This window comes from Rhizobium sp. BK399 (genome assembly GCF_014194695.1).
Classification (GTDB): Bacteria; Pseudomonadota; Alphaproteobacteria; order Rhizobiales; family Rhizobiaceae; genus Rhizobium.
Genome location: NZ_JACIAH010000023.1, coordinates 45,774 through 71,447 on the forward strand (window position 1 = coordinate 45,774; position 25,674 = coordinate 71,447).

The 25,674-nt window shown below is 57.8% G+C and carries 28 protein-coding genes and 6 pseudogenes; 21 read left to right on the top strand and 13 right to left on the bottom strand.

The window, feature by feature from the left end; genetic code table 11:
- Positions 1–17 precede the first annotated feature (17 nt).
- Entirely contained in the window at positions 18–764 is a 747-nt protein-coding gene (locus tag FHT97_RS27970; protein ID WP_183758653.1) for an SDR family oxidoreductase, read from the top strand.
- 240 nt (positions 765–1,004) lie between these two features.
- On the opposite strand, the pseudogene FHT97_RS31185 reads toward FHT97_RS27970, so the two are convergent.
- A pseudogene (locus tag FHT97_RS31185) lies at positions 1,005–1,109 on the bottom strand (LysR family transcriptional regulator); the annotation flags it as partial.
- Between FHT97_RS31185 and FHT97_RS27975 the strand changes: the two are divergent.
- The 5 genes and pseudogenes from FHT97_RS27975 to FHT97_RS31480 all read left to right on the top strand — a co-directional run.
- A pseudogene (locus tag FHT97_RS27975) lies at positions 1,103–1,710 on the top strand (DUF1612 domain-containing protein); the annotation flags it as partial. The pseudogenes FHT97_RS31185 and FHT97_RS27975 overlap by 7 nt on opposite strands.
- A 984-nt stretch (positions 1,711–2,694) precedes the next feature.
- Positions 2,695–3,213 carry a DNA starvation/stationary phase protection protein gene (locus FHT97_RS27980; protein ID WP_183758655.1) on the top strand — a complete coding sequence of 173 codons (519 nt, stop codon included), beginning with the start codon at positions 2,695–2,697 and terminating at the stop codon, positions 3,211–3,213.
- Positions 3,214–3,243: 30 nt separating this feature from the next.
- Positions 3,244–3,711, top strand: a complete 468-nt coding sequence (locus FHT97_RS27985) for a DUF992 domain-containing protein (RefSeq protein ID WP_183758657.1) — start codon at positions 3,244–3,246, stop codon at positions 3,709–3,711.
- 21 nt (positions 3,712–3,732) lie between these two features.
- A complete protein-coding gene (locus FHT97_RS27990; protein WP_183758660.1) occupies positions 3,733–4,713 on the top strand; it encodes an alpha/beta hydrolase in 981 nt (326 codons plus the stop codon).
- A 148-nt stretch (positions 4,714–4,861) separates the two neighbouring features.
- Entirely contained in the window at positions 4,862–5,101 is a 240-nt protein-coding gene (locus FHT97_RS31480; protein WP_259131608.1) for a zincin-like metallopeptidase domain-containing protein, read from the top strand.
- Between the two features lie 753 nt (positions 5,102–5,854).
- Here the strand turns inward: FHT97_RS31480 and FHT97_RS28000 are convergent.
- The 3 genes from FHT97_RS28000 to FHT97_RS28010 form a co-directional block, all read right to left on the bottom strand.
- Positions 5,855–6,856, bottom strand: a complete 1,002-nt coding sequence (locus tag FHT97_RS28000; protein ID WP_259131566.1) for an NmrA/HSCARG family protein — start codon at positions 6,854–6,856, stop codon at positions 5,855–5,857.
- On the bottom strand, positions 6,840–7,799 hold the full coding sequence (locus tag FHT97_RS28005) for an NAD(P)-dependent alcohol dehydrogenase (RefSeq protein WP_183758662.1): 960 nt from the start codon (positions 7,797–7,799) through the stop codon (positions 6,840–6,842). Before FHT97_RS28005 ends, FHT97_RS28000 begins: the two co-directional genes overlap by 17 nt.
- A 130-nt stretch (positions 7,800–7,929) precedes the next feature.
- Positions 7,930–8,340, bottom strand: coding sequence for a DoxX family protein (locus tag FHT97_RS28010; protein ID WP_183758664.1), 411 nt, complete (start codon positions 8,338–8,340; stop codon positions 7,930–7,932).
- A gap of 113 nt (positions 8,341–8,453) precedes the next feature.
- Between FHT97_RS28010 and FHT97_RS28015 the strand changes: the two genes are divergently transcribed.
- Positions 8,454–9,359: a LysR family transcriptional regulator gene (locus tag FHT97_RS28015; RefSeq protein WP_183758666.1), complete on the top strand. Its 906-nt coding sequence runs from the start codon at positions 8,454–8,456 to the stop codon at positions 9,357–9,359.
- Between the two features lie 302 nt (positions 9,360–9,661).
- On the opposite strand, the pseudogene FHT97_RS31660 reads toward FHT97_RS28015, so the two are convergent.
- Positions 9,662–9,748: pseudogene (locus FHT97_RS31660) on the bottom strand (hypothetical protein); the annotation flags it as partial.
- A gap of 63 nt (positions 9,749–9,811) precedes the next feature.
- Between FHT97_RS31660 and FHT97_RS28025 the strand changes: the two are divergent.
- Positions 9,812–10,076, top strand: a pseudogene (locus tag FHT97_RS28025) (type II toxin-antitoxin system RelE/ParE family toxin).
- 139 nt (positions 10,077–10,215) lie between these two features.
- On the opposite strand, the gene FHT97_RS28030 reads toward FHT97_RS28025, so the two are convergent.
- Genes FHT97_RS28030 through FHT97_RS28040 form a run of 3 tightly spaced genes read right to left on the bottom strand, consistent with a single transcriptional unit; the run spans position 10,216 to position 11,713 of the window.
- On the bottom strand, positions 10,216–10,575 hold the full coding sequence (locus tag FHT97_RS28030; RefSeq protein ID WP_246712818.1) for a nuclear transport factor 2 family protein: 360 nt from the start codon (positions 10,573–10,575) through the stop codon (positions 10,216–10,218).
- Positions 10,568–10,957 carry a VOC family protein gene (locus FHT97_RS28035; protein WP_183758668.1) on the bottom strand — a complete coding sequence of 130 codons (390 nt, stop codon included), beginning with the start codon at positions 10,955–10,957 and terminating at the stop codon, positions 10,568–10,570. Before FHT97_RS28035 ends, FHT97_RS28030 begins: the two co-directional genes overlap by 8 nt.
- A 15-nt stretch (positions 10,958–10,972) precedes the next feature.
- Positions 10,973–11,713, bottom strand: a complete 741-nt coding sequence (locus tag FHT97_RS28040; RefSeq protein ID WP_183864850.1) for an SDR family oxidoreductase — start codon at positions 11,711–11,713, stop codon at positions 10,973–10,975.
- A gap of 1,021 nt (positions 11,714–12,734) precedes the next feature.
- Here FHT97_RS28040 and FHT97_RS28045 point away from each other — a divergent pair.
- Together FHT97_RS28045 and FHT97_RS28050 are read left to right on the top strand one after the other, a co-directional pair.
- The gene (locus FHT97_RS28045; RefSeq protein WP_015633362.1) at positions 12,735–13,013 is read left to right on the top strand and encodes a DUF1778 domain-containing protein; all 279 of its coding nucleotides are present in this window, start codon (positions 12,735–12,737) and stop codon (positions 13,011–13,013) included.
- Positions 13,010–13,537, top strand: a complete 528-nt coding sequence (locus FHT97_RS28050; protein WP_183758672.1) for a GNAT family N-acetyltransferase — start codon at positions 13,010–13,012, stop codon at positions 13,535–13,537. The genes FHT97_RS28045 and FHT97_RS28050 overlap by 4 nt, the downstream gene beginning before the upstream one ends.
- 125 nt (positions 13,538–13,662) lie before the next feature.
- Here FHT97_RS28050 and FHT97_RS31190 read toward each other — a convergent pair whose 3' ends face one another.
- The 4 genes and pseudogenes from FHT97_RS31190 to FHT97_RS28065 all read right to left on the bottom strand — a co-directional run bounded on the left by FHT97_RS31190 (position 13,663) and on the right by FHT97_RS28065 (position 16,917).
- A complete protein-coding gene (locus FHT97_RS31190) occupies positions 13,663–14,763 on the bottom strand; it encodes a hypothetical protein (RefSeq protein ID WP_246712819.1) in 1,101 nt (366 codons plus the stop codon).
- A gap of 386 nt (positions 14,764–15,149) precedes the next feature.
- A pseudogene (locus FHT97_RS31665) lies at positions 15,150–15,509 on the bottom strand (hypothetical protein); the annotation flags it as partial.
- Positions 15,497–15,982, bottom strand: coding sequence for an ABC-three component system middle component 2 (locus FHT97_RS28060; protein ID WP_183864851.1), 486 nt, complete (start codon positions 15,980–15,982; stop codon positions 15,497–15,499). The pseudogene FHT97_RS31665 and the gene FHT97_RS28060, both read right to left, overlap by 13 nt.
- Positions 15,970–16,917, bottom strand: coding sequence for an ABC-three component system protein (locus tag FHT97_RS28065; protein WP_246712820.1), 948 nt, complete (start codon positions 16,915–16,917; stop codon positions 15,970–15,972). The genes FHT97_RS28060 and FHT97_RS28065 overlap by 13 nt, the downstream gene beginning before the upstream one ends.
- A gap of 280 nt (positions 16,918–17,197) precedes the next feature.
- Here FHT97_RS28065 and FHT97_RS28070 point away from each other — a divergent pair, with 280 nt between their 5' ends.
- The 6 genes from FHT97_RS28070 to FHT97_RS28095 all read left to right on the top strand — a co-directional run bounded on the left by FHT97_RS28070 (position 17,198) and on the right by FHT97_RS28095 (position 21,556).
- On the top strand, positions 17,198–17,788 hold the full coding sequence (locus FHT97_RS28070; protein ID WP_183758676.1) for a TetR/AcrR family transcriptional regulator: 591 nt from the start codon (positions 17,198–17,200) through the stop codon (positions 17,786–17,788).
- A 67-nt stretch (positions 17,789–17,855) separates the two neighbouring features.
- Entirely contained in the window at positions 17,856–18,482 is a 627-nt protein-coding gene (locus tag FHT97_RS28075) for a hypothetical protein (RefSeq protein WP_183758678.1), read from the top strand.
- A gap of 109 nt (positions 18,483–18,591) precedes the next feature.
- Complete coding sequence (locus FHT97_RS28080; RefSeq protein WP_183758680.1) at positions 18,592–19,443, top strand: cytochrome b/b6 domain-containing protein; 852 nt, start codon at positions 18,592–18,594, stop codon at positions 19,441–19,443.
- Positions 19,443–20,219: a molybdopterin-binding protein gene (locus FHT97_RS28085; protein ID WP_183758705.1), complete on the top strand. Its 777-nt coding sequence runs from the start codon at positions 19,443–19,445 to the stop codon at positions 20,217–20,219. Before FHT97_RS28080 ends, FHT97_RS28085 begins: the two co-directional genes overlap by 1 nt.
- Positions 20,220–20,633: 414 nt before the next feature.
- A complete protein-coding gene (locus tag FHT97_RS28090) occupies positions 20,634–21,218 on the top strand; it encodes a DUF308 domain-containing protein (RefSeq protein ID WP_183758683.1) in 585 nt (194 codons plus the stop codon).
- A gap of 41 nt (positions 21,219–21,259) precedes the next feature.
- Positions 21,260–21,556, top strand: coding sequence for a chorismate mutase (locus FHT97_RS28095; RefSeq protein ID WP_183758685.1), 297 nt, complete (start codon positions 21,260–21,262; stop codon positions 21,554–21,556).
- A gap of 67 nt (positions 21,557–21,623) precedes the next feature.
- On the opposite strand, the gene FHT97_RS28100 is transcribed toward FHT97_RS28095, so the two are convergent.
- On the bottom strand, positions 21,624–22,487 hold the full coding sequence (locus FHT97_RS28100; protein WP_183758687.1) for a LysR family transcriptional regulator: 864 nt from the start codon (positions 22,485–22,487) through the stop codon (positions 21,624–21,626).
- 108 nt (positions 22,488–22,595) lie between these two features.
- Between FHT97_RS28100 and FHT97_RS28105 the strand changes: the two genes are divergently transcribed.
- From FHT97_RS28105 to FHT97_RS31670, 5 genes and pseudogenes are all read left to right on the top strand, one after another.
- Positions 22,596–23,420, top strand: coding sequence for an oxidoreductase (locus FHT97_RS28105; protein WP_183758689.1), 825 nt, complete (start codon positions 22,596–22,598; stop codon positions 23,418–23,420).
- 46 nt (positions 23,421–23,466) lie between these two features.
- Positions 23,467–24,315 carry an alpha/beta hydrolase gene (locus FHT97_RS28110; protein WP_183758691.1) on the top strand — a complete coding sequence of 283 codons (849 nt, stop codon included), beginning with the start codon at positions 23,467–23,469 and terminating at the stop codon, positions 24,313–24,315.
- Positions 24,316–24,380: 65 nt separating this feature from the next.
- Positions 24,381–24,905: a VOC family protein gene (locus FHT97_RS28115; RefSeq protein WP_183758693.1), complete on the top strand. Its 525-nt coding sequence runs from the start codon at positions 24,381–24,383 to the stop codon at positions 24,903–24,905.
- A gap of 2 nt (positions 24,906–24,907) precedes the next feature.
- Positions 24,908–25,281, top strand: a pseudogene (locus tag FHT97_RS31195) (L,D-transpeptidase); the annotation flags it as partial.
- A gap of 35 nt (positions 25,282–25,316) precedes the next feature.
- A complete protein-coding gene (locus FHT97_RS31670; RefSeq protein ID WP_348649651.1) occupies positions 25,317–25,565 on the top strand; it encodes a Rid family hydrolase in 249 nt (82 codons plus the stop codon).
- Positions 25,566–25,674: the final 109 nt, after the last annotated feature.

The window sequence follows — 25,674 nt, forward strand, 5'->3', positions numbered from 1 at the left end:
TGACGGGAGAAACGAAAATGGACGGCGTAACGGCATTCGCACCGGACCTCTTGAAGGAAAAGATGGTCGTCGTTTCTGGCGGCACGAGCGGGATCGGACTGGCGGTGGCGAATGGTTTTGCCGCCGCAGGGGCGACCGTCATCGCAACCGGCAGCTCGCAACAGCGTCTGCGCGACGCGCGCGGGGAAACGACCCGCCCAATCAGGTTCGAGCAGCTTGACGTCAGGGATGGCGCGGCAGTCGAGGCGTTTTTTGGTGGCCTCGACAGCCTCGACGTTCTCGTGAACTGCCAGGGCATCGCCCGGCCGGACAACGAATGGAACGAGGAAATCTTCCTCGATGTCATGGATGTCAATCTCAACAGCGCGATGCGCCTGTCCCGCGCGGCCTTTCCTCTGCTCAAGCGCAGCGGCGGCAGTATCGTCAATTTTGCCTCGATGCTGAGCTATCTCGCCGACGAAAGCGTCCCGTCCTACACCGCCAGCAAAACGGGAATTGTGGGCTTGACTCGGGCGATGGCCCATAAATATGGCCGCGATGGCGTACGCGTGAATGCGGTCGCGCCAGGGTATCACCGGACCGAAATGACCAAGGCGCTGTGGTCGGTTGCCAAAAGCGAGCAGAAGATCGCTGAGCGTTCCGCATTGAAGCGATGGGGCACAACAGAAGATCTGGTCGGACCGATCCTGTTTCTGTGCTCGAATGCCGCCGCGTTCGTGACCGGCGTTACTATACCAGTCGATGGCGGATATCATGTAGGTTAATTCGGTAATCGCTGAACTAACGTTTTGCGCTGCCCGTATTTTCCGCTCACAGTTGAGCCGCCTGGGCGACGATACTGATACTGGCCGGGCGCTACGCGTTTTCTTTCCTAGCGACAGTCAGCAGAATGTGGCCGTGGGTCGACGTTCGGCGTGGAACGGATCGAAATCGACTTGCAGCTTTAGCGGCCTAGCGTAAGGCGGGCGAGTTGTGTCTGACAAGAAGATCTCAATCGTAAGGGCTCATACGCGAAATCGCATGGCATCCACAAAAGCCGAGAACGCCGGCGATTTCTGTTTTCTGCTGGGATAAAATAAGTGATATCCTTAATATATCGGGCACCATTCAGCGCGATGCGCTGCGCACCCGTCGTCGCATCTGTGGCCAGTTACCGGATTGGGCGCTGTCGGCGGACGGCGTTCGGACGCTGCGACAAACCTCCGAAATTATGTCTGCTGACACCGGTGATACGCTGACTGTCGCCGCGACCTGACGGGCGGTTGCGATGGATGCGGAGGGGGAGGAGGATGATGGTGATGACACCAAAGATCTGCCCGGGGTCGACTACGCTGCCATAGATGCCCTGCTGGCCCGATCGGAGGCAGCGATCGAACGAGCCAGGAAGCCCGGCCGGGCTCCGGCCGATCCGATGATCTATGATCTCGACTGGGATGAGGACGCCCGGCTTGATGAATGGCGCGGCGTGTGGCACCAGGCCGAGCATCTGCCGGCGGTGCTGCAGGCGATCATCGCCTTCGATGCCTGGAACGAGCTTTCCGTCCTTCAGTACGCGCCCTGGCTCGGCCGATTGTCTTCTCCGCGTCGATTCTCCGGGAGGCGGGCATCACCACCGACGCCTATCTCGCCGCCATCAACCTTGGGCTCAAAACCATCCCCGTCGATCGGCGCCGGCATCACGATCGTGAAACCCGGCTACTTGCCATTGCTCGGCCTGCGCGAGATCACGGGGTGGGGGAGGTTTCGAGCATGGGGATAATGTGAACATTATCTCTCGCCTCCTCTGCGGCTTTAAAGGGAGGCAATTCAGACAAGAGCCTTAGTGTCGTCGTTCGGGACGCTGAGCGCGTAACCGAACGCCGACATTCGAGTAAACAGTAATTGAGGACACCATGCACGAGACATTCCGGGCATTCACCGAAAACTTGGACCCGAAATTCGAAGCTCTTATGGCTCAAGCGCCGGTCACAGACACAATCTTGCGTCCGGACTTTAAGGGTTCGGGCATCTATATGTTTTCGGGAGGCGGGAATAGCCTCTACGTCGGCCGCACTCGCGATGTGCTCAAGCGCTACGGCCAGCATACCCGTCGATCCAGCGGCCACAACAGCGTCCTCAATGCGTTGAGCGCTGGACAGCGGGGTCTTCACGAAGTTAGCGAGCCACGCCCCGCAGCTTTGCCACGAACACGCAAAGGTTTATCGCAGTAGGCGGAGCGACCGCACTTTCAACGGCTTTCAATGCATCCCAGCGGCCGGGGTGATGGTCGTACCGTTCGACACCGTCCGGGCGTGATCTTTCATGTCGGTACGTCTTGAGGATTGTGGCTCTTAAATGGCAGCGGGTGCGGGCGCGTCCATAAAGAAAACAGCGGCGACGGCACCCGGCAAACGCGAAACCCGGGCATAGGTTACCGAACCGTCAGTGCGTCAAGAAAATGGCCGGCTCCGGACGTGGGAGAGGACTCCGAAGCCCACAGCTTGTTCAAGCCGATCGCCCCGGGGGAGGAGTGAAGCGATGGGCAAAGACTAGTTTGGTCCAGCACCTCGGAAAACTACACTAAGGTATTGGCCCGCCTGTATGAATAGCCGATTTCGCCGCTGCCGCTCTTCTCCATATCCTCCATGCCGATCAGACGGCCGCAACCACTACCGTCTCGTGATTGTCCAGTAGACCGCGCCAAGGAGAATGATTATGGATACGATCACAGCCACCAGAACCCGCACGCTTCCGCTCGCCACCCCGACCGATCTCGGCGTCGATGCGACCCGCGAAGTATCCGCCGCGCTGACCGCGTTGCTGGCGGACGTTTTTACCCTCTACATCAAGACTAAGAACTTCCACTGGCATATCTCCGGTCCGCATTTTCGCGATTACCACCTTCTGCTCGACGAGCAAGGGGCGCAGATTTTCGCAATGACGGACGATATCGCCGAGCGGGCCCGCAAGATCGGCGGGACGACCGTCCGCTCAGTCGGCCATATCAGGCGCCTGCAGCGTCTACTCGATAATGACGCAGATTTCGTTGCGCCCGACGACATGCTTGCCGAACTTCGCGAGGACAACAAACAACTAGTAGCAATCCTTCGGCAACTGCACACCCTGACTTCGTGTTGCAACGACCACGCCACAACCAGCCTGATTGAAAACTGGATCGATGAAACGGAACGCCGTGTGTGGTTCCTTTTCGAAACGACGCGCCGCGCGCACTGAACCCCCGATTTCTCCAAAAAGGATTACCCGATGAAACATTCCGTCTTCTATTTGCTGGCTGCTGGCATGCTCGCCGCTCCCGGCGTTTCCCGCGCGGAGCGTGCCGAAGTCGGTCTGCTGGACTGCGATGTGTCTGCCGGGATTGGCGTCATCGTCGGCACCAAACAGGACCTGCACTGCACGTTCAGGCGGAGCGATAGCGGGCCTGTCCAGCATTACTCGGGGAGCATCACGGAGTTCGGCCTCGATGTCGGAACCGTCGAAACGGGCCGCATGGCCTGGCTGGTCTACAACGCCACACGCGAATCCGTGGGCGGTCTGCAGGGCACCTATGATGGTGTGACCGCCGGCGCCAGCGTGGGCGTGGGCGCAGACGCCCACATCCTCGTCGGCGGAAGCTCCAGGACCGTAGCGCTGCAACCCGTGTCCATCGAGGGAGACACAGGGCTCAACCTCGCCGTCGGCGTTGCCTCGCTAACGCTGCACCAGACCCCGTAAATCCCAACCGGAGCCAATGCGATGAGCGACAATTCGGTTGAACCGGCGATCACCAGAAGGCACGCCCTGCTGGCCGGCGCCGGCCTTTCCGCGACGATGACAATGCCGTCGCTCGCCTTTTCCAAAACCACCAAACCATCGAAAGAAGGAGTATTGCCAATGACCAGCAGCTTCGTGGAAACCCAGGACGGCGTCCAGATCTTCTACAAGGACTGGGGCCCAAAGGAGGCGCGACCCATCGTATTCCACCACGGCTGGCCGCTCTCCTCCGATGATTGGGACGCCCAGATGCTGTTTTTCCTGCAGAACGGCTTTCGTGTCGTGGCCCATGACCGCCGCGGACACGGGCGCTCCTCGCAAGTCAGCGACGGGCACGACATGGACCACTACGCCGCCGATGCCCACGCTGTGGTCGAACATCTCGATCTTAAGGGCGCCGTTCACATCGGCCATTCCACAGGTGGCGGGGAGGTCGCCCGCTACGTGGCGAAATTCGGTCAGCCTGCGGGGCGCGTCGCCAAGGCCGTGCTCGTCAGCGCTGTTCCCCCGCTGATGCTGAAGACCGATGCCAACCCCGAAGGCCTGCGCCTAGAAGTCTTCGACGGCTTGCGTTCGGCGCTTGCGGCAAACCGCGCCCAATTCTTCCGCGATCTTCCGTCCGGGCCCTTCTATGGCTTCAACCGCAAGGGTGCGATCGTATATGAGGGCGTCATCCAAAACTGGTGGCGTCAGGGCATGATGGGCAGCGCAAAGGCGCATTACGAAGGCATCAAGGCGTTTTCGCAAACCGACCAGACGGAAGACCTAAAGGGGATGTCAATTCCAACGCTGGTGCTCCACGGCGACGACGACCAGATCGTGCCGCTTGCTGATGCCGCGCTGAAATCGATTAAGCTTCTCAAGAACGGCAAGCTGAAGGTCTACCAGGGCTATCCTCATGGCATGCTGACGACCCACGCAGAGGTTGTCAATCAGGATCTGCTGGCCTTCGTTAAGGCTTGAGACCAAAGCATCCGCCGCCGGACAAGAAGCTGACTGTCCGATGAGCCGGCGTTCACCACCTTCCGCTAGGTCGGTAGGAGCGATAACGGCGTCCGCCGCAAGATGAAATGGATCTTGCTGCGGCCGTTGTCGCTGTCTGACCCCCGCCATCGCCAGGTTCTTTGCTAGGTCCTTAGCTGTTCGCTACGGCGGCAACCAAGCCTTCTTCAGCCCGGCCGGGGATCATATCAAGATGCCGCTTTTTGGTAGCTTCAGGGATGTGGCTTCTTCTATGCGACACCGGGTCATGAGGTGGCTTACCGGACGGCGCTCCCGCACCGGTCGGCCGCGACCTCACCTGGTGTTCGGAAGACCGGAGCAAGAGAGCCCGGGAAGAACTGGTAGCTGAAGCTTCGAGTTGCTTCCTTTCCGCCAATTTCGGGACTAGTTCGAGAACTGGAGCCGCGGCCGGACCGTGTGTCCTATTTTCAGTCGTGTGGTTGAAGGTGGTCTCCGACGACAAGCGGGCGATCTTTCAGGCGCCCGCGAATGCGCAGCGCGCTGTCGCCTACCTGCACGGCCCTCAACCGGCTGCAGGCAAAGAACGGGAGGCCGCATGATAGCGACGCCCTCGTCCTTCCGCCTGTTAATGCTCGTCTTTTCGGCCATAAAATGCTGCGGTGTCGGCTCCATGCCCCCCTCGTTATTTGCGACAGGACTCCCCGAGCCGCCAAAGTCCGCCTTACCCGTACCTCTGGGCATGGCAGCGCGAAGAGGGCGAAAGGGAAGGCCGGAAGCCTGTCTCGATTTTATGGTGCTGGCCATTCAAATGTTGGTCAGACCACCTTCTCATCCTGGCGCTTTCCAGCACGCAGCCGCGCGCCGGCCAGACGGAGCTCGAGATCCCGCAGCTTGAATGCCGGCGCGCTGGAATGCGCGACTTGAGACGCCTGATTACCATGTCGAAGGTCAACCACGATATCGCGGAGCTACTACAAGCCGAACTCGCCGCTCATGAGCGCACGGCCAAGCATTCCGCACGACCGGGAGCGTGCGCCAGGCCCAGCGACATAGCCACGTCCGGAAGCCATAAGCCGCCGGCGTGTTGTCGTTGTCATCGGCATTGCCGTATCTCGGTTATTAACCCCTATGCCGAGCCCTTTTACATCGGTCCAGTCGGATGTCGGAAGTGCTCTCGCGCCCACGCGACAAACTTCGTCGGCTGTTTGCCAGATACAACGTTTGCGAGCTCGAAGTCAGCGACGGTGAACGTGCCCATGTAGGTATGCGCCTCAAAGTAATCGAAAGTGGCTTCCACCTCAGCTGGAAAGACGCCACGCGGTGCACGGGCAAACGAAAATTCGTGTTCGAGCTGCCGAAGGGTATCGATCACCTCGTTGAAGCTTAGAACGTCACCGACAAGAGGCAAGTATTGTCCATTGCCTACCTCTGCAGGACGGCTGAACGCCCCTGCAACAATGTCGCCGAACTCGTTGATGTCGCCCATGTGAATGCTGCGCGAGTTCGGGTTGAGCGGAAGGGTCCAGCCACAAGAACCGTCTGGACGCTGCTGCGGCGCCATGACCGATAACAAATTTTGATAATAAAAAGGTGGCACTACGAACGTGTGGTGCGTAAATCCGGCGGACCGCACGATATGGTCAACTTTAGCCTTACCGGTGTAATGGGGAACGTGGAAACGACCCCCACTTATTGTATCAACATTCGGCAAGGTCGACCAAATTAGGTGTTGAACACCGGCCGCCTTGGCGACCTCAATTGCGGTTGTTGCCTGCTTGATCTCGTCGGTTCCCTCTTGCCAGAAATTCGTCACGAGGAAGAGCCCGTGCGCACCTGAGAGCGCCGATATAAGAGTTTCGGGTCGGTCAAGATCAGCCTCGACGACTTCGTCGGCAATGTCGCTATGCTCTCTGGGGTGACGAGTGAGGGCACGGGTCTTGAATTCATTGTCGGTCTTGAGGGCGCGCAAGACAGCCCCTCCCTGCTGGCCGGTTGCGCCGACGACGGCGATAGTCTTCTCAGTTGTGGAGGACATATTCGTTCCAAAATCCAGATTGAGTTTACGGGTCGGGGTCGCATTTCGCGGCGTTCCCGATTTTCGCGAGTTCGAAAAAGCACTCTTTCGTCTAGGCTTGGCGGTCACCTTCAATGTCGACGATGATCTTGCCAAAAGGCGCGCCGCGAACCTGTTGTTCGAATGCGTCTCGTGAGCTCTCGAATGCGAAACGCTTTCCGATAATTGGATGGATGTCGCGCCTTTCGATGAAAGCATTCATTTCCTCAAAGAGCTTACGCGAGCCGACCCGGACGCCGCGCACGTTGACCGTGCCGCCAAGGATGAGCATGGGGTTCAGCACTCGCTTAGGGTTCATCAAACCGACAAAATGCACCGTGCCTTCCCGAGCTGTCGCGGCGATTGAGCGCTCTAACGTGTCAGGCCCGACGGCATCGACGACGTGCTCGACGCCCCATCCCCCGGTGAGTTCGCGGGCGCGCAAGTGCCAGTCAGGTTCGTTCTTGTAGTTGACGACGTGGCTGGCGCCGACGTCTTTGGCGCGGGCCATTTTTTCATCACTAGAGGAGATAACGATTGTCTTTGCTCCAAGCGCGTTTGCGAATTGCAACGCAAAGAGGGCGACGCCACCTGTTCCAGTGATGAGCACTGTTTCCCAGGCGCGAACATTTCGAACTGCGTTCCAGGCGGTGACCGCGGCACATGGAAGTGTAGCAGCTTCCTCGTAATTGAGGTTCTCAGGCAGTCGGACCAAACCCTCCTCATGGAAAGCTCTAAATTCTCCAAGGACCCCATCGATCCCGTGTCCCAGTGTCGTGCTGGAATCAACCGCATGTGAGGGGATGGGGCCATAGATCCAGTCCTGGACGAAGTTTCCCACTACCCGGTCGCCCACCGCGAAACGACGGACCAGTGGGCCGACGGCCACGACCTCACCTGCGCCGTCCGAAAGTGGGATTGTGGCGCGGGAGAGTTGAATTCCATCCTCCCCGTTGAGGTAGAAGCTATCCTTGTAGTTGACGGACGCAGCTTGCATCCTCACCAGCACTTCGTTTTGTGCGAGTTCGGGCATGGGCTCCTCGGATAGACGGAGCCCGTCAATATGCGGAGTTGTAAGTCTGAAGACACGCATTTTAGATGCTTTCCTTGGCTTACCACGGGCTCCGCCGCGGTGCAGCGGATGGCCTGTGGCAAAAGATAGATTATGCGGCGGGGGAGCGATCGGAGGTTGGTCGTCCGTCCAAGCTAAGTGAACCCGAACCGAAGGCGATGATCTGCAACAACCCGCCAGCGATCGCGATGTTCTTTAGAAAATTCGTCGACTGCATCTGGTCCGTCAGGTCGGCGTGAAATGCGAATGCTGTGACGATACAAAAGAGGGCCAGTATGCCCGCCGCCATCCGTGACTTAAAGCCGGCAAGAAGGAGCACGCCACCGCCGACTTCGATAATGATGGCGATCAGATAGGCTAGATCGGGGAGGGGCAGGCCGGCGGAAACGATGTAGCCCTTGACCATGGCGGCGTTGGTGATTTTGGCGAGACCGCTCACCAGAAAAATGATGCTAATGAGCAGGCGACCGATGGCTGGAAGATAGCGCAAATTGTTGGACATTGGAGAGATCTCTCATGTTGAGCAGTCACTGGAATAGTTCTGGCGATTAGCTAGACGGAAACGGACTACACAAAAAGCTGGATAATCTTGCGCAATTTGTTCTAATAACTGGGATGATTACCCCGCACCCACCCACCCTAGAGCAGCTTCGAGTTTTCCTCGCGATCGCGGACACCGGCAGCTTCGCGGGAGCTGCTCGCAGCCTTAACCGAGCGACATCTGTCGTGAGCTACCAACTCGCGAACTTGGAAGCCCAGCTAAGTCTCTCGCTGTTTGATCGTCGAACGGCGAAAAGGGTGAGCCTCACGGAGGCCGGTCGAGCACTATTGCCAAGTGCAAGGGCCATCACAAGAGAGGTCGGCGGGTTGCTAACCCGCACCAGAAGCCTCTTGCAGGGCGAAGAGGCTGAAGTCTCTTTCGCCGTTGACGTAATGATGCCGATCCCAGCACTCACCGAAATCCTCAACGCCTTCAGTGCTGCCTATCCGTCCGTTACCATGCGATTGCATGTTGAAGCTGTCGGCGCGGTAACGCAACTCGTCCGCGACGGGGTCGCCGACCTCGGTATCAGCGGGCCTGTGCCGGCGACGGCAGATGGTTTGGAGTTTGTTCCGCTTTGCTCGATTGCCGTGGTTCCGGTCGCGGCCCCCAGTCATCCCCTCTCTGCGGAGAAAGACGGCGCAATCGCTGAAATTAAGGCGCGCAGGCACGTGCAGCTTGTCCTGTCGGATCGATCCAAACTCTCGCAGGGGCGGGATTTTGGCGTGCTTTCCGAACAAACCTGGCGGCTGGCCGACCTTGGCGCAAAGCACGCACTGCTGCTAGCAGGGGTCGGTTGGGGATCAATGCCTGAGCCGATGATACGCTCGGACATGGAGGCCGGGCGACTGGTGAGGCTACCGCTCAATTTGTGGAAGGACGCTCGCTATCAGTTCAGAGTAGTCCAGAAGTCTGACAAGGATCTGGGACCGGCCGGTCAATGGCTGTTGGATAGGGTTCAACAGGGCGAAATTGGCTGAGCACAAGCCCAAGGTCATGCGATCGAGATCTCCGTGCGTGGTGAAACCGTATACTAATAGACAATCAACCCGTGGCGTAATCCGAATGGCTCCGCACAGCAATCGGCGGCTACCGCCAAGAAAGCAGGAACCAAAACCGCTGCTGCGAGCTTAAACTCGAGCAAGTATTATTCCGCCCCAGATTGACCGTGCCCATTCGCCCGCCGTTGGCGCCGCCGAAAAAGTTTCGCCTGACCGTGCAAACTCTCGAATGGTCGATATGTTTTGTCATGTGGCAAGCCCGGCTGCACGGTGTGCAGTGATTACGGATTGGCCATGAACAATGCAATTGTCACAGGACCGACGCCACCGGGAACAGGGGTGATCGCGGCGGCGACTTTAACTGCCTCCAAGTGGGCTAGCGAGTTTGCCGAAGCCACCGCTCGAGCCGAGACCAGCCGCGGAAGCGATTGATGCCATTCAGCCTTTCGATCCAAGCGGAAGAGGAGCATCTTCGGAGCACTCATTGCCAAACGATATCACGATGAGCTTTTTGCCTTGCTCGAACTCATCGTCACCAACCCAAGAATGGCGCGCGAACGCCATGAGATTTCTCCTCCTGTCAGGATCCATCCGTTCAAGGCGCACCTTGTGGTGTATCGCATCATCGAAGACGGGAGCATGTTCGTGATCCGTATCCGCCACGGCCATGAAGATTGGTCGGGAGACTGTTTCTAATCAAAGCCTTCGACGCATTCATAGTGTGCTGGTCGCGAGTTCGAATCCGATCAAGGCGTTCAGATGTAGCACGACTGGGTCTGCCTATCGCTTTTAATCCAGTGATGGGTACCCGCCTAAATGACATTACCACGTCCGCCTATTCAAGATCGGCGTCGATCCGCGAGATTAGCCCTTCCTCGTCGAACGCGATGTCGAGCCGACCGATCTCATGACCAAAATCTCCGGTGAAATCCACGTTGGCACGAACCCGGTTCTCGTCGAGCGCCTCGATCGATAGTAGGCGGGTCACAGTGTGGTAGCCGATGAAGTAGCGCTCGATGTAGTCGCGGATGCCGGCATGGCGGTCAAAGCGCTCGCCGGTTGAAGGATCGTCGATCACGGCGCGCGACGTGAAGAGGGATAGTACAGCTTCGACGTCGAAGGCATTGGTGGCGCCGATGAGGGCGTCAACCTTCGCTCTCATGATGGGAATGTCGGTCATCATCTCACTATCCATGCTGCCAGCTCTTGTTGACGAATTCGAGCGTATGGCCGTCGGGATCTGCAACCTGCGCGGCGTAGTAGCGTGGATCGTAATGCAACTGCGGACCTGGTTTGTGGATTTCGAGCGCGCCCGCAGCAACATGTGCGGCATCGACCATCGCTTCTGAATCGGCAGCGAAGCCGATATGCATCGAGCCTGGCGCAGTCTCGCCCTTGCGCAGCCAAAAGATGAAGCGACCGTTCTTGCCGAAACCCTTGAGGTCGGGATGGCCCGGAGGGCCATCCTTTCCGGCATAGTCCAAGCGCTGGGTGATACCGAGGGGGCCAAGCGTTGCGGTGTAGAAGACAATCGAGCGTTCGACGTCGGCAACCGTGGGAACTATGTGATCGAGCATCGAGAGCCTCCCTTGTCAGATAATGTAGCCGCCGGCCACTTCGATGTTCTGGGCGTTGATGTACCGGTTATCGTCAGACAGAAGGCTGGCGATGACGCCGCCAATCTCTTCCGGTTCACCAACGCGTCCCAGCGCGATCATGCCCGCCAGCGTGGCTTCAAACTCCTCGTTCAAGCCGCCAAGCTCGGTGCGGATAGCACCCGGCGAGACGGAATTTGCCCGGATCTTCCGGTCAGCGAATTCCTTGGCCATATAGCGGGTCAGGACTTCAAGGCCGCCCTTAAAGGAGGCATAGGGCGCCACGCCGGCAAAGGCGACACGCATGGTGGCACTGGTCAGGTTGATGATATGTCCGCCATCGACGATCAATGGCAGCAGCGTCTGGGTGAGGAAGAACGGGCCTTTCAGATGCACGGCGAACAGGCCGTCGAATTCCTCTTCGGTGACGCTGACGATCGGATTGTAAAGGCCATGGCCAGCATTGTTCACGAGGAAGTCGAAGTCGGTGCGGGCGAAGCTCGTCCGCAGAACCGATGCGACCTCTTCGCGGAAAGCGAGGAAGGAGCCGACATCGCCGACATCGAGCTTGAGGGCGACGGCGGTGCCGCCGCCAGCCGCGATCGAGGCAACGAGCGCGTCGGCTGCAGCCGGGTTTCTGTTATAGGTGAGGACAACACCCATGCCGCGCGCGGCGCAGATTTTCGCCGTGCTGGCACCGGTGCCGCGGCTGCCCCCGGTGATAATGACGACCTTCATTTTGCTTCTCCATTGCCTCAGTGACGATGGGCAAGGGATAGTTCGTGGCGGGAAAAACCGCTGTCCGGATTCTCTTCCGTTATTGCCTATTTCTGCTTCATGCTTGCGATGTGCTCTCTTGAAGTCCGTTGTCTTAACGCCGCGAACTTGAAAGGAACACAATCCGTGGCTATCTATAATGCACTGGCGTCGCTGGTGAGTGTCCGAAGGGATGTTCGCGATAGCTAAAGTCGTTTCCTGCTTTTGACCACGGATGTACTGGCACTGGTATGAGGAGCGACATGAGAAGGTCGGTGCGAATTCGCCCCGGCCTTTTTTGTTGCGCCAGCATCCAACGCCTGTCAGGGCTATCGGTTTTTCTTGTTGATCCCGAGCAACGCCAAACCCATCTATACAGTATGCCGAAACAGAAGATTATCATCGCTCCCGCCCTCGTGGAGACCTGGACACTGTCGCCCGCCGCCACGTTCGGCTCGGCTGTCCGCGCCATTTAATCGTAAGAATGCGCCCGTTCCGGCTGGTAATGGCACCTAATTGGAGATTTTTCGGTGCGATTTTCGACGCTTGACGCCTACCAATTCGGAAATAACCTTTTGTAATCTTTGGAATTTCTGATTAAGCTTAACCGTAGGCAGCCATCTTTTCCCCGGCGGCGAATCTCACATTAAGTGCCAAAATCGAAACCAGAATCTCAACTTAAGTGTCCAATCTCAATTTAAGTGCCGCGCTATCTTGTTGAAATAATTGCATGCCGAATCTTACGATTAAATGCCAAACGACAGCAGACTTTGCGTCCGTACTGGGCGTCAATTGGCGAGATCAGGCGCCCATTGCCCTTGAGGGCGTTCGCGATGGTCTGCAGATCGCTGAACAGCTGACCGGTGATCCCAACGTTCTTCACGCCCTGAGGCGAGCCAAGAAGATATAGAGGTGCGCCTGGGCGATCTGTACGCCTTGAAGGCGCACACCATTGACGACGAGGAGACTTTCGCCTATATTCCATTGAGAGATGGAGGCCGACATGCCGAGCATAGCGAACGAGAACAGCGAGCGTATGAGTTTGAGGGTGCCTGCCACGGCCAAAGCTAAACTCGTGCGCGCTGCGGCACTTCGTAATACCGATCTGACGGATTTCGTGACGCAATCCGCGCTGCGAGAAGCAGAGGCTGTGATCGAGGAAGCCGAGACGATCAAAGTGTCGAAGCGCGATCATCTTCGCATTCTTGAGCTTCTGGAAAATCCGCCTAAACCTAACGCCAAGCTGCGCGCGGCGATTGCCGGTTTGCCTGGCAGCCTATGACTTTACCTGCATGGCATGAGGAACCGATCGCTAAGTCTCACGGTCGGGCAGTCTTCGATTGCGGCGACGGTCAGATGAACGAGTTTTTGCTCCGGTTCGCCCGACAGAGCCATGAGCAGAATGCCTCGAAAACCTTCTGTGCTATCGACGACGCAGTGCCCGGCCGTATTCTTGGGTTCTATACGATCGCGCCCTCGGCAGTCGAGCATGCGACTGTGCCAGATGCAATGACACGCGGTCTTGCCCGCCATGACGTGCCAGGCTTCAAGCTCGCGCGATTGGCTACCGACCGCGCGGTTGCCGGGCAGGGACTGGGAGGCCGGCTCCTAGCCGCCGCAGCGCTCCGCTGCCTGCGACTTGCAGGAGAGGGCGGGGGACTTTTACTGATCATCGATGCTAAAGGCGAGCGAGCGGCCAACTGGTACGCTTCCTATGGTGCCGAACCGCTGAAGGACAAGCCGCTAACTCTCGTAATGCCGCTCATCACCTTTGCGGCCGACTTGCGTGCTAAAGGTCTCCTTTGATCCCGTATGGCGCCCGAATACGGTTGATTTCGCCGCAAGCGAACTATCGCATCGTGATGATCATCTTGAGGATAAGCTATATCACCAATGACCATATGGCGAGCCGGGCGCCTTCGGCGGCCCGGCTAGAGAGGAAAAAGGCCTAAGCGGCCTTCATCAGCCATTCCGGAGAAATGAATGACCCGATTGCCGAGTTCGACATCGGACGGTGGATCCATGTTCTCAACGATGATGGCTTGTCGGTCGCTCTCTAGGCCGAGAAGGTATCTGTAAAAGTTCCCATTTAGGTTGGTTTCGCTGAGATCGTCCTCTGCACTGTCGGGCTCGCGGTAAGACAGCAGAGGAGAGTCAAGCACAACGATCCCGGGGTGAGGGAGATCGTTGTCGGCGCAATATTGAATAAGAGAAATCGTAAACGCCGACTGCGTAATGGCCCTGAGCCCTTTTCCGTAGGACGTTCTCGCTTTCCCGGACACCACAAAATCTTTGGCGGTTGTGTCGAAGTGCACATGCTCGACCGTCGGGAAACCCCATTGCCGGAGCACGCTTTCAACACGTTCCGCGAACGGGGCGACCACGGTACTTGTTAGGCGATTGTTGGATGTGGCATCGCCCGCTCCCCCTTCGTTCTGCCGTTCCAGGTTGGCCTTGCGACTGGTGAGATCATTCAGATTTCTGAAGAGACCGAGCGCTTCGCGTACATTCGCGCCCTTGTCCGCGAGCTCTTTGTATGTCGCGCGTTGTCTTCTAAGGTCCGGTGACACAACGGTCTCGATCTCAATCGAGAGTTCGCTCAGTGAATTCCTCATATTGGGAAGGGATTTCCGAATTGATTGCGCCTCCGCGTTCAACGCGGCGATTGTCGTCGTCAGCTCGGATTGCCGAGACTCGATTTTTTGCATCTCCGCCTCGGCCGCTGCGACGGTCACCGCTACATCGCCGTGGCAGACCGCACTGGGATTGTGATGGTCGGGCGAAGCACCGCATGTCGCGCAGACCTCCTGTCGGAGAACCGAAAAAAAGCTACCCGCCTCGCGGATACCTAAGAGGCGCTCATAGTCCGAATCGTAGTGGTCCCGTAGAAGATTGAAGCGGTCAAGCAGAGTGGCAATTTCCGTGTATCGATCGTTGGTAATCTCGAGCTTTTGGATGATGGCCCGCCTTCTGGACGAGATCGCCTTGAATTTTTCCTCGGTGAAAGCGAGCTGCTCGGCGCGATTGTCCATCGCTCTCGTAAGCCGCTCCTCCTGATCAGACAGTCGCGTGAGCCGGATATTGTCGTGATACGTTTTTGAGCGTCCGCGATCAGCTGATCGAGAAGATCGATTTGGGCCAGTCGCTTCTGATCTTCGGTGGACGTGCTTTTGCGTGACAGGAGCGCTGTGTCATCGACGCCGGTCAACAACATCGTGAAGACGGACGTATTTGCCGTATTCGCCGTATAGTTGCCATTGGACAAGGGCGAACGCTTCTGGATGATCTCCTCCTCGTTGACGATCGCCAGCCGCGCAATGTTTCGGAAGCTCAGCGCCTGCGTTTCATCCTTTGCGTTCTTTTTGATCCGCTTACCTGAAAGGCCGATCTTGGAGAGAAGAAACGACGAGAGGTTCGCCTCATCGCGGTCGTTGTGAATTTCACCACTCCCCTCAGCATCCGGGATCGACGTGTGCAGGCCCTCGAATGACTGGAACTGTCCACCGGCCATGCTTCGAAGCAATGTCGTTTCCGATCCGTCGTCGAAAGCAATCGCAAGCAGTACGCGACCATAGCCGTTCGCCTGCGGGATATCGGGGAGAGGGCCTTTGCCACCGAGCATAAAATCGATAGCTTCGACAACATAGGACTTCCCGGTGTCGGAAGCCCCATAGACGACGTTAAGGCCGGACTGAAACGAAACGACCGCCGGTTCTTTTCCTGAGCCGTAAAAGGAAAGGTGACGGATCTGGAAGCCTGAATACGTCAGGGTCCGGATGCTTCATCTTGAAATTCAGAGACCCAGTTGGTGAGAAGATCGCGCATCAGATCGTCAAAAGCCTCATCGTTGTAGTCCTGGAAGTAACCTGCGAGCCATTCGGCGCGCTCGTACAATTGGCGGAGATATGGCGTCTGAAGCGCGGTGACAAAAAACTCCGCATTGTCTCCGGCCTGAAACAGGATCCCACTTGCATCGATAACCTGCTCGACTAGCCTTCGGGACATCATCAGGGCTACGGCAGATTGAACGGACTTTCTACGGACCTGCGTGACAGGTGACATAATCGGTGTCGGGGGATGCAGGTCCGCTGGTCCGTCGAGGACACTGGTTCGCACGACAAGATAATCCATCGCGGTCAGCCGGTTCAGATCTACCGCCTGGGGGAAATGCGCGTGCAGAACGAAGACGGCCCTCACCCCCGTTTCGAGCGAACCGTTGAAAGCCGAGGCCGTAGACATTAGCGACGCCATGTCAGCTTCCCATCGTTCGCAAGCTGATGACAGATCCCCCGACGGTCGGTGGGAAAAGCGCTTCTGTTCAGAGGATGAGCGTCAAGAACCAAGGACTGCGCTTTCTCGGTTACGGCGACGACGCGCGCATATCCGTCCGAGTGTTCGCCGTCGTGAGTGTCCAGGACTCCGCCGAGTATCTCGGTCTGCAAGCCCTCGAAAGTACCAGGCTCCACTTTCTCACGCACGAAGACCCGCAGGGACTCCGCATGATAAAAGGCCTCGCGAGAGCGATGAAAATGGAATTTCAAATTCCCCCACTTATCGAGATGCGAGACCGAGGCGATCGTCTCGCCTTTGTGCTCTGCATAGGCATCGAGCAGCTTGCTTGTATAGGTTGCCTCCGTCTCTCCGATCTCGACAGGGACAGTGTCGGGCCGCGGACGGGAGGGCAATCCGCCACCGAAGCGGCCGATGTGATAGGGCGTTCTGGAATGGGCTTCGATGATCGTTCGAGGTTGCTCGGCCGAAAAGATCCAAAAATCGAAATCCCTGACGGAGTCGAGAAATTTTCCCTCCAGGGCGACCGACCCAGTCGAGGTGATTTTTCCGGAGATGGCTTTGTCCCATTCCGCAAGAACCTTCGCTTTCAGCTTGTCCGCATTGGAGAGCAACAGCGACAACGATGTCGAAGCGCCTTTAGGCGCGATGAACCGGCATGCTCTCGGAGCTTTGTATTCTCCTGAGAAAGAGTACCAGAGCATCTTCCCGATCTCAGGCGCGACCACGCCGAAACTCAAGGGTGAGGTGTAGTGCTTGCACTGGTGATTGTCCCAGATGCCGAGCAGCTGGTCCGCGTCACAGAAGCCAGCAATATCGATGCCTTTGTCTCCTGCACCGGTCGGCCGCATAACGTTGACATATGTGGTTTTGAGCGAATGGACCCATTTCGTCAATGAACGTTTCCCATTCGCTGGCTTCATAAATCTGGATGATCTTGACAGGGTCAATCTTTGGCCCGTTCTCGAAATCGCGTGCCAGAAGGATTCTAGCTGACGGCAGGTCTTTCATCGCATTCTCTCTGCACTTTAATGCCCGGACCGGGCGACCATTTGGATCTCGTTCGCATGCCCGCCCATAGCGCCGTGGCCACTAACGATTTGTTAACCACACAAATTGAGGAACCCGCAAATACTCGCTATTGACGGCCTGCCTACTAGAAGGTAGATCAGCTGTATGAGCAATCTTTCGACCACCTCGGACGACATTCTGGCGTCCACTAGAAACCTTCTGATAAGCGGCGGCTACAATGGCTTCAGCTACGCCGATATCTCGGAGATTGTCGGTATCCGCAAGGCAAGCATTCATCATCATTTTCCTAGCAAGGTCGATTTGGTGCGTGAGCTGGTCAAGCGTTATCGGGAGGATGGCCAGGCAAGCGTGGCAGTCCTTGAGCAGAAGGTTCCGAATGCTCTGGACATCCTCAAGGCTTATGCAAACCACTGGGCTGCATGCATTGAGGATTCCAGCAGACCCTACTGTGTCTGTGCTATGCTTGCCAGTGAACTGCCTTCCCTCCCCACGGAAGTCGCAACCGAGGTGACGAACTTTTTCCGCTTCATCTCCTCGTGGCTGGCTTTGGTCATGGAGCGCGGTTCCAAGCAGGGCGAACTGAGTCTAACCAGTGCGCCGCATGTTGAAGCCGAAACATTTCTAGCAACCGTATACGGGGCAATGCTTTCGGCGAGAGCCTATGGGAAGCCGGAAGTGTTCTCAATGATACTCGAACCTGCCCTCAATCGTCTCACGCCAACAGTCTCTCACTAATCCTGCGTGGCAAGGCTACTCGGGTCAAATGCGTCCATTTAAACTACCAACTAGTAGGAAGATAAAAATGAGAAGTGTTTTCCCTCCTTTGGCCCTCGGGTTGACCAGCATCCTTTCTGTAACTGTCCTTGCGGCACCCGCATCTGCCGAAGATAAGAAAGCCGCGCCGATCCATGTCCGCGGCAGCATCGTCGACTACCAGGGGTCAACGCTCAAAGTGAAGACCCGCGAAGGCGAGCCAATCGATGTCGCGCTTGCCGACGCCTGGAAAGTCGCCGGCGTTGCCAACGCCAAGGTCACCGACATCAAGCCGGGCGATTTTGTGGGTATCGCATCATTGCTAAAGGCCGACGGCGGCGATGGCGCGCTTGAGGTCCTCATTTTCCCGCCGGCAATGAAAGGCACAGGCGAGGGGAGCTACGGTTGGGATCTGAAGCCCGACAGCAGCATGACCAATGCGACGGTCGCGGATGCCGTTAAAGGCGTCGATGGCCGGACTGTCACCGTGACCTATCATGGCAAGGAAAAGAAGATCGCCATTCCGGATGGGACACCGGTCGTGACCATCGCCGCGGCCACCAAGGATGATCTCGTTCCTGGCGCCGTTGTCTTCATCACAGCTGAAAGAGCCGCAACAGGCCCTATCGCCCATCAGGTGGTCGTCGGCAAGAATGGCGTGGTTCCACCCATGTGAAGACCACGCCGTCACTGGCCGGAGCAGCCGCCTTACTGCTCCGGCCAGTGACTACAGATCGACGCTGCTTGGTCTGCAGCCGCGAAATGCACAGATGAAAGACGCTGAGATGAGCGCAGACGCTTCCAATGACAATGTTCAATATCCTCGGACGATCTTTATCCGCCGCCACTCCGTCGTGACCCGGCTCACGCACTGGCTGAACGTGCTTTGCCTGAGCTTCCTTCTTTTGAGCGGGCTTCAGATCTTCAATGCCCACCCGGAGCTTTATTGGGGTCATTATGGCGCGAACGGCGACCCCGCCGTCCTGACAATCGGCTCCGACGACGATGCAGGCACGCCAAGCGGCTTCGTGCGTGTCGCAGGGCTACAGTTTCCTACAACTGGCGTCTTGGGTGTTTCCAATGTTGATGGGGAGCCGACCGCGCGAGCTTTCCCGTCCTGGGCAACAATCCCGTCGTTTCAGGATCTTGCGGCCGGCCGTCGCTGGCATTTCTTCTTTGCCTGGCTGTTTGTGATCAATGGTATTCTCTACGTGGGATTCAGCCTGCTGAGCGGACATTTCAGGCGAGACCTGACGCCAAAGGTGCACGAACTCTCGCCTCGCCATCTCGGCCGCGAGGTTCTCGACCACGCTCGTCTCCGCTTCCCGGAAGGGGAGAAGGCCAGGCATTATAATGCACTTCAAAAGCTCACCTATCTGGCCGTCATTGTCATTTTGCTGCCGCTGATGGTGCTCACAGGTTTGACAATGTCACCGGGCGTCGGTGCCGCTCTGCCGTCCCTTGTCGATATTTTCGGCGGACGCCAGTCCGCGCGCACGATCCATTTCATCACAGCGTCGGCGCTTGTCATCTTCGTGATCGTGCACGTGGCAATGGTGGTCCTGTCCGGGACCTGGAACAACATCTGCTCGATGATCACCGGACGCTATGCGATCCAGGAGAAAGGCCCACAATGATGAGCAAGCTTTTCACCCGACGCCGCTTTCTCATCGGCGGCACGCTCGGGGCCAGCGCCCTTACTCTCTCTGGCTGCGACCTCTTGGACCAGAACGCAGACGTCGCCAATGTCCTTCGCTCAGCCGAGCACCTGACCATGAAAGCCCAGAGGCTGCTTCAGGGGCGCGATGCACTGGCGCGCGAGTTTGACGAAAAGGACGTTTCCCCCTCCTTCCGTGTCAATGGAACGAGTGCTCCCGACAGCGATGAATATGCGGAACTGTTGGAAGGTGACTTCGCAAACTGGCGACTGAAGATCGACGGTCTTGTTGATCGGCCTCGAGAGATTTCGCTCATAGATCTGAAGGCGCTTCCTTCCCGCATCCAGATTACCCGCCATGACTGCGTCGAAGGCTGGAGCGCCATCGGCAAGTGGAGAGGCGGTCCACTCGCCCATCTGTTGCGCCTTACCGGGGTCAAGCCGACGGCGCGCTACGTCGTATTGCATTGCGCCGACGAGCTCGAAAAGACGCTCGATGGAAGCGGCCGCTACTATGAGAGCATTGATCTCATTGACGCGGTTCATCCGCAAACCATCCTCGCCTACGAGATGAACGGCCAGGACCTCAGCGTCGGCCACGGGGCGCCCTTGCGTCTCAGGGTCGAGCGGCAGCTGGGGTACAAACAGGCCAAGTACATCATGCGCATCGAACTGGTCGAGAGCTTCGCCGGCCTGTGGGGCGGGAACGGCGGCTATTGGGAAGATCGCGGCTACGAATGGTACGCCGGCATCTAAGGCCATCAAATGGCGAACCACAGGAAAACAATCCATGAGCCGACGCAAAGTCCAGAAAGTGATGCCGATTTCAGCAATTGCGCCTTCAAGACAGGTCGAAATCAACCAAACCAGTTCGATCCTCTCCGATCCTGAAGGCCGATGGGCGGCGAGGCGGCAGGAGGCGATCAGCGATGCCTTCGAGAAAAACATGCGCATCAAGGGTGCCCACGGCCGCGGGGCAAAGGTTTCCTCTCACTACGGCCCGCGTGACCTCGATAGGTCCAAGAAGTCAACCCGGAAACTCTCCAGCGAAAGCGATCGGATCGGCCGTACTGAATGGGACGAGAACACCCCCTTCGGCAGCATGTCGGCTTCATCTGACGACGCTAGCGCGAACCATCAATCAACCAGTTCAGAAAGTGGAAGAAAGCAATGTCGAACAACCAGACCTCCCGTGCCCCGCGCGGCAACGACCAGTGGCTTAAGAAGTACTACTTTACCAGAGCGGCCTTCTCAGTGCTGTGGGTCGCGGCTGCATTGACTGCCGGAGGGCATTCCTTTGCGGTGGCTGCCGCACTGCTGATCATCTATCCCGCTTGGGATGCAATTGCGAACGTTATCGATGCCACGAGGAGCGGTGGTCTTGCCGCCAACCGGAGCCAAGCGATCAACGTCGCGGCGAGCTCGGCTATGACGATAGCCGTGATGCTGGCGCTGACGATGAACATGAACTGGGTTCTCGGCGCTTTCGGTCTATGGGCGATCTTTTCAGGACTTTTGCAGCTTGGAACTGCGGTGCGGCGCTGGAGAACGAGTCGAGGTCAGTGGGCGATGATTTTGAGCGGTGGCCAATCCTCTGTGGCCGGTGCTCTCTTCATCTTCCAAGCGCAAATGCCGAAGGAGCCTTCTATCGCCACGGTCGCAGGCTACGCTGGTGTCGGTGCATTCTATTTTCTGGTGTCGGCAATTTGGCTGACGATCGCCCTGTCGCGTCGCAACATGCATGCCATCTCATAAGCGCTACCTCCCGCCAATGAAACCACGTGGATTATATTTCAATGATGACAGATGATGCGGCAGAGCAACTTGCTTCCTATCGGAGGACCATCGACAATCTAGATTCAGCACTCCTCTATATCCTAGCCGAACGCTTTCGCTGTACGGAGCAAGTCGGCCAATTAAAAGCCAAGCAAGCGTTACCGGCGATCGATAATGAGCGAGAGCGACGCCAATTGGATCGACTGATGAGCATCGCCCATGATGTTGGCCTCAGTCGGCACTTTGTCGAAGGGCTGATGACAATGATCGTGGGCGCTGTGGTGGAGCGGCACAGGGAGATTGCGGCCAAGAAGTAAGTTGTCTGTCGCGGCTGTACTACCGCAGCCGTGATTGGCGGGGAAAAATCGATCGTCTTCGGGCCGCTTACCATGCAGGGGCATTTGTGAGGTGGTCCGAGACGGTCGAGATAAACGCCCGAAGACGCTGAAGACGTCGCAGGTCCCGGTGATATCCCATCCAGATGTCTCGCGCCGGCGGGGGCTTAGGGAGCTCCAGTCTGCGAATACCCGGTATCTGATTGCCCACTGCGCGGGGCAGGACGGCGATCCCAACGCCCTGCTTGCACATTCGCCCTTGGACGTTTCGGTTATTTGATCGCAGTACGGGTCTCGCGTTCGGGAAACTCTCGACGAGCCAGGTTATATCGGGGAATTGCCCAGTCGAAGTATCGTGGGTGATCAGCCGGAAACCAGACCCGTCGCCATATTTAGGGTCAGGCGACTCCTCGGCGATGTAGACGCCGTATTCGAGCCTGAAGAGCCGCCGTTGAATGACATCGGCAGTGTCGAACGGAACGATGCGAAAGGCAACGTCGGCCTCCCTTTGGGCGAGGTTGAACAGGCGAGTGCCGGTCAGGATCTCGACGTCTACATTGGGGTAGGCTTTCGAGAAATCTGCCAGGATGGGAGGCAGGACATAGGCCCCGAACCAGTCTGCTGACGAGATGCGCAGATTGCCTTTGAGGGTTTGCTCCTGCCCGGCAAGCCGGCGCTCCATAGCCAGCGCGCCTTCTTCCATCTGCTCTGCCAGAGTGATGATCCCATGACCCTCCTCGGTAAGCACGAGACCGTCCGCGGTCCGCTGGAAGAGCGTGTGGCCGATCGCCTCCTCAAGGGCACGCAGCCGTCTGCCGACGGTGGGATGGCTGGTCTGAAGAGCACGCGCAGCGCCGCCGAGCGTGCCGGATCGCGCAATCGCAAGGAAGATTTTTACGTCACTCCATTCCACGGCCAAACCCTTACAAAAATGAACATTGAAAATACAAAACTGTCACTTCAAGTGCAAATATAAACATCTAGATTCAACTCATATTCCGAAAACAAGCGGAGAAACGTCATGAAAACATGGTTCATTACAGGCTGCTCGAGCGGCTTCGGACAACGGCTCGCGCTCGCTGCGGCACAGCGGGGCGATCAGGTTGTCGCTACTGCCCGCAACGTCAACTCGATCGAAGAAATGGCTCGGCCATTCGACGGCCGTATGATCACCTTGCCGCTCGACGTGACGGATGTAGCGGCAGCCAAAGCCGCAGTCTCAAAGGCGGTCGAGACATTCGGCGGCTTTGAGGTGCTTGTGAACAATGCCGGCTACGGACTGTTTGGCGCGCTCGAGGAAGGCAAACCCGAAGAATATCGACCGATGTTCGAGGTGAACGTTTTCGGTCTTATCGAAATCACCAGAGCAGCGCTGCCGACCTTGCGACGTTCGGGCGGAATGATCGTCAATATGTCGTCCGGCGCAGGGATCGCGGGCAGCGGCGGCGCAGCATACTACAATGCCGCCAAGTTTGCGGTTGAAGGGGTTTCCGAGGCGCTCGCCGGTGAGCTGAAGCCGTTCGGCGTCCGCGTGCTGATCGTCGAGCCTGGGCCGTTTCGCACTGATTTCCTTGGACGCTCGATCACGATGGCGGCCAAGGAAATGCCGGAGTACGCCGCGAGTTCGCGCAGGCACTATCGTGAAACGAACAACGGCAATCAAGCAGGCGATCCCGACAAGGCGGTTGCAGTTATCTTGCAGGCGGTCGACGCCGATAACGCCCCGCTTCATCTGCCGCTTGGGCCCGTCGCGCATTCGATCGCTGAGCGAAAGCTGGCTTCCTTCCGCAGCGAAATCGACGCTTGGCGCGATATCTCGATCGCCACCGATTTCGATCAGCACTGAGCGGGTCGTTAGCTCTGTTTAACATCAACATCGACGGGAAAAAGTTATGATCCCAACACTGGAAGGTTTTACCCAGCAACTGGTGCCGGTGAATGGCATCAAGATCAATGCCGTCACGGGCGGCTCTGGTCCCCCGATCCTTCTGCTTCACGGTTGGCCGGAAACCTGGTGGGAATGGCACCACGTCATGCCGCTGCTGGCCGAACAGTTCAGGGTGGTGGCGATTGATCTACGCGGCGCAGGCTTTTCCGACTGCCCGCTTGACGGCTACGATAAGGCGACGATGGCGCGCGACGCGCATAAGGTCATGGTCGCCCTTGAGCATCAACGCTATGCTCTATGCGGCCATGACATTGGTGGAATGGTGGCGTTGCCGCAGGCCGCTATCTATCGGGAGGCTGTTACCCATTTGGCCGTCCTCGATGTTCCGCTTCCTGGCTGGAGCCAGTGGGAAGCGACGACGGCAAAGATTTGGCACTTCGCCTTCCACATGAACCGTGACCTACCGGAACGCCTAATTTATGGCCGCGAATATGACTATGTTTCGGCGTTCATGGCCGAGCGGTTCTATGATCACAGTACCTTTAATCCTGAAGACCTCGAGATCTACGCGAAAGCAATGGCACTTCCTGGTCGCACGCGCGGTGGCATGGAATGGTACCGCACACTGACCGCCGACCATGCGGCCGCGCTCGAGTACAAAAAGCGACCGCTTGAGATACCCGTTTTAGGTCTCGGCGGGGAGCAGCGTTTCGGTGCGCATATGGTCCCGATGCTCAAGGAGTTCGCCAGCAATGTGACAGGCGGCGCGGTTGCGCGGTGCAGCCACTATGTGGCGGACGAGCGCCCGCATGAAGTGGCCGCTGCTCTCATCGATTTCCTCAAGGCCAAGTGAACTCTGCAATCCGGGCAAATTGAGCCCGATCGCGTTCATCGATTGAACAAGAAAGGAAAACTGTCATGACTGCAATTCGCGGCGTCAATCACATCGGCATTACAGTGCCCGATATCGAGGCAGCAAAATCGTTCCTGGTGGAAGCCTTTGGCGGCCAGGTGATCTACCAATCGTTCGGGCCGCAGGATCCGGCCAGGCAGGGACCCGAGTTCGAGCGGGCCACTGGTGCTTACCCGGGAACGGTTGTGCGTGCGCAGGCGATGGTCAAGATCGGAACCGGGCCTGACATCGAGCTCTTCGAAATGCACGGCCCCAGACAAGCGCAACCGGTTACACCGAGCGACTTCGGCATTACGCATTTTGGTATCTATACCGACGACATCGACGCATCGGTAGAGCGCTTTGAGAAGGCCGGCGGAACAGCCCTCACGGCACCACGCGCTATTCCCTACGCAACCGAAAAAGGTCCTGGAAACAAGGTCTGCTATTGCCGCACGCCGTGGGGCGCGATGATTGAGTTTATCACAACGCCCGATCGCATGGCCTATCATGACCAGACGGATCTGCGCAGATGGCAGGACGAGGAATGAGCGTGAGCTTTGATACCTCGTTATCCCGCCGCAGCCTCCTGTCGCTTTCGGCAATGGCTGGAGCCTCTACCCTGGCGGGGTGCGTCTCCACCGCCAGCACGGGCCGGATGGTGGGGCGACAGTCGGCGCCTCTCCAGGATCCGATCGGCCCCTAGCTGTCATGTATGGTCCTATCGAGGATGGCGGCTTTCTGATCCCGGCGGTTCCCTACAAGCAGATCGATCCGCGCTACTAGCGTCAGCAGGTCCTCGACCCGAGTGGGGGCGAGGCGCCCGGCACGATCGTCGTCGACACCCCCTCCCGCTTCCTTTATCTCGTCCAGCCGGGCGGGACCGCGATGCGCTATGGTGTCGGCATCGGCCGCGAGGGCTTTGCCTGACAGGGCAACGGCGTCACTCAGTGGCGTCAGAAATGGCCCCGCTGGAAGCCGTCGTCGGCCAAGTCGGGCGCACCAAGGATCTCAAGATTATTCACGATCCTTCAGAGCAATTCAGAGCTATGTGGGACAATTTACGGATTGTCCTCGAAGCCGCTCATTGCACGTTCGATGACGTCGTGGAAACGACAAGCTATCAGTCGAAATGTCCGAGCAGATGGACGTGTTCCGGACTGTCAAAAACGAGGTGTTTCCGAAGGGAACCTATGCGTGGACCCGGATAGGTGTCTCTGAGCTGGTGACCTTGCCCCGTTGAAATAATCCATTTTGAAGTAAGCTCTGGCCCATTGAGAGGACCAGGGAATGAAGCGCAGCCGTTTCACAGACGAACAG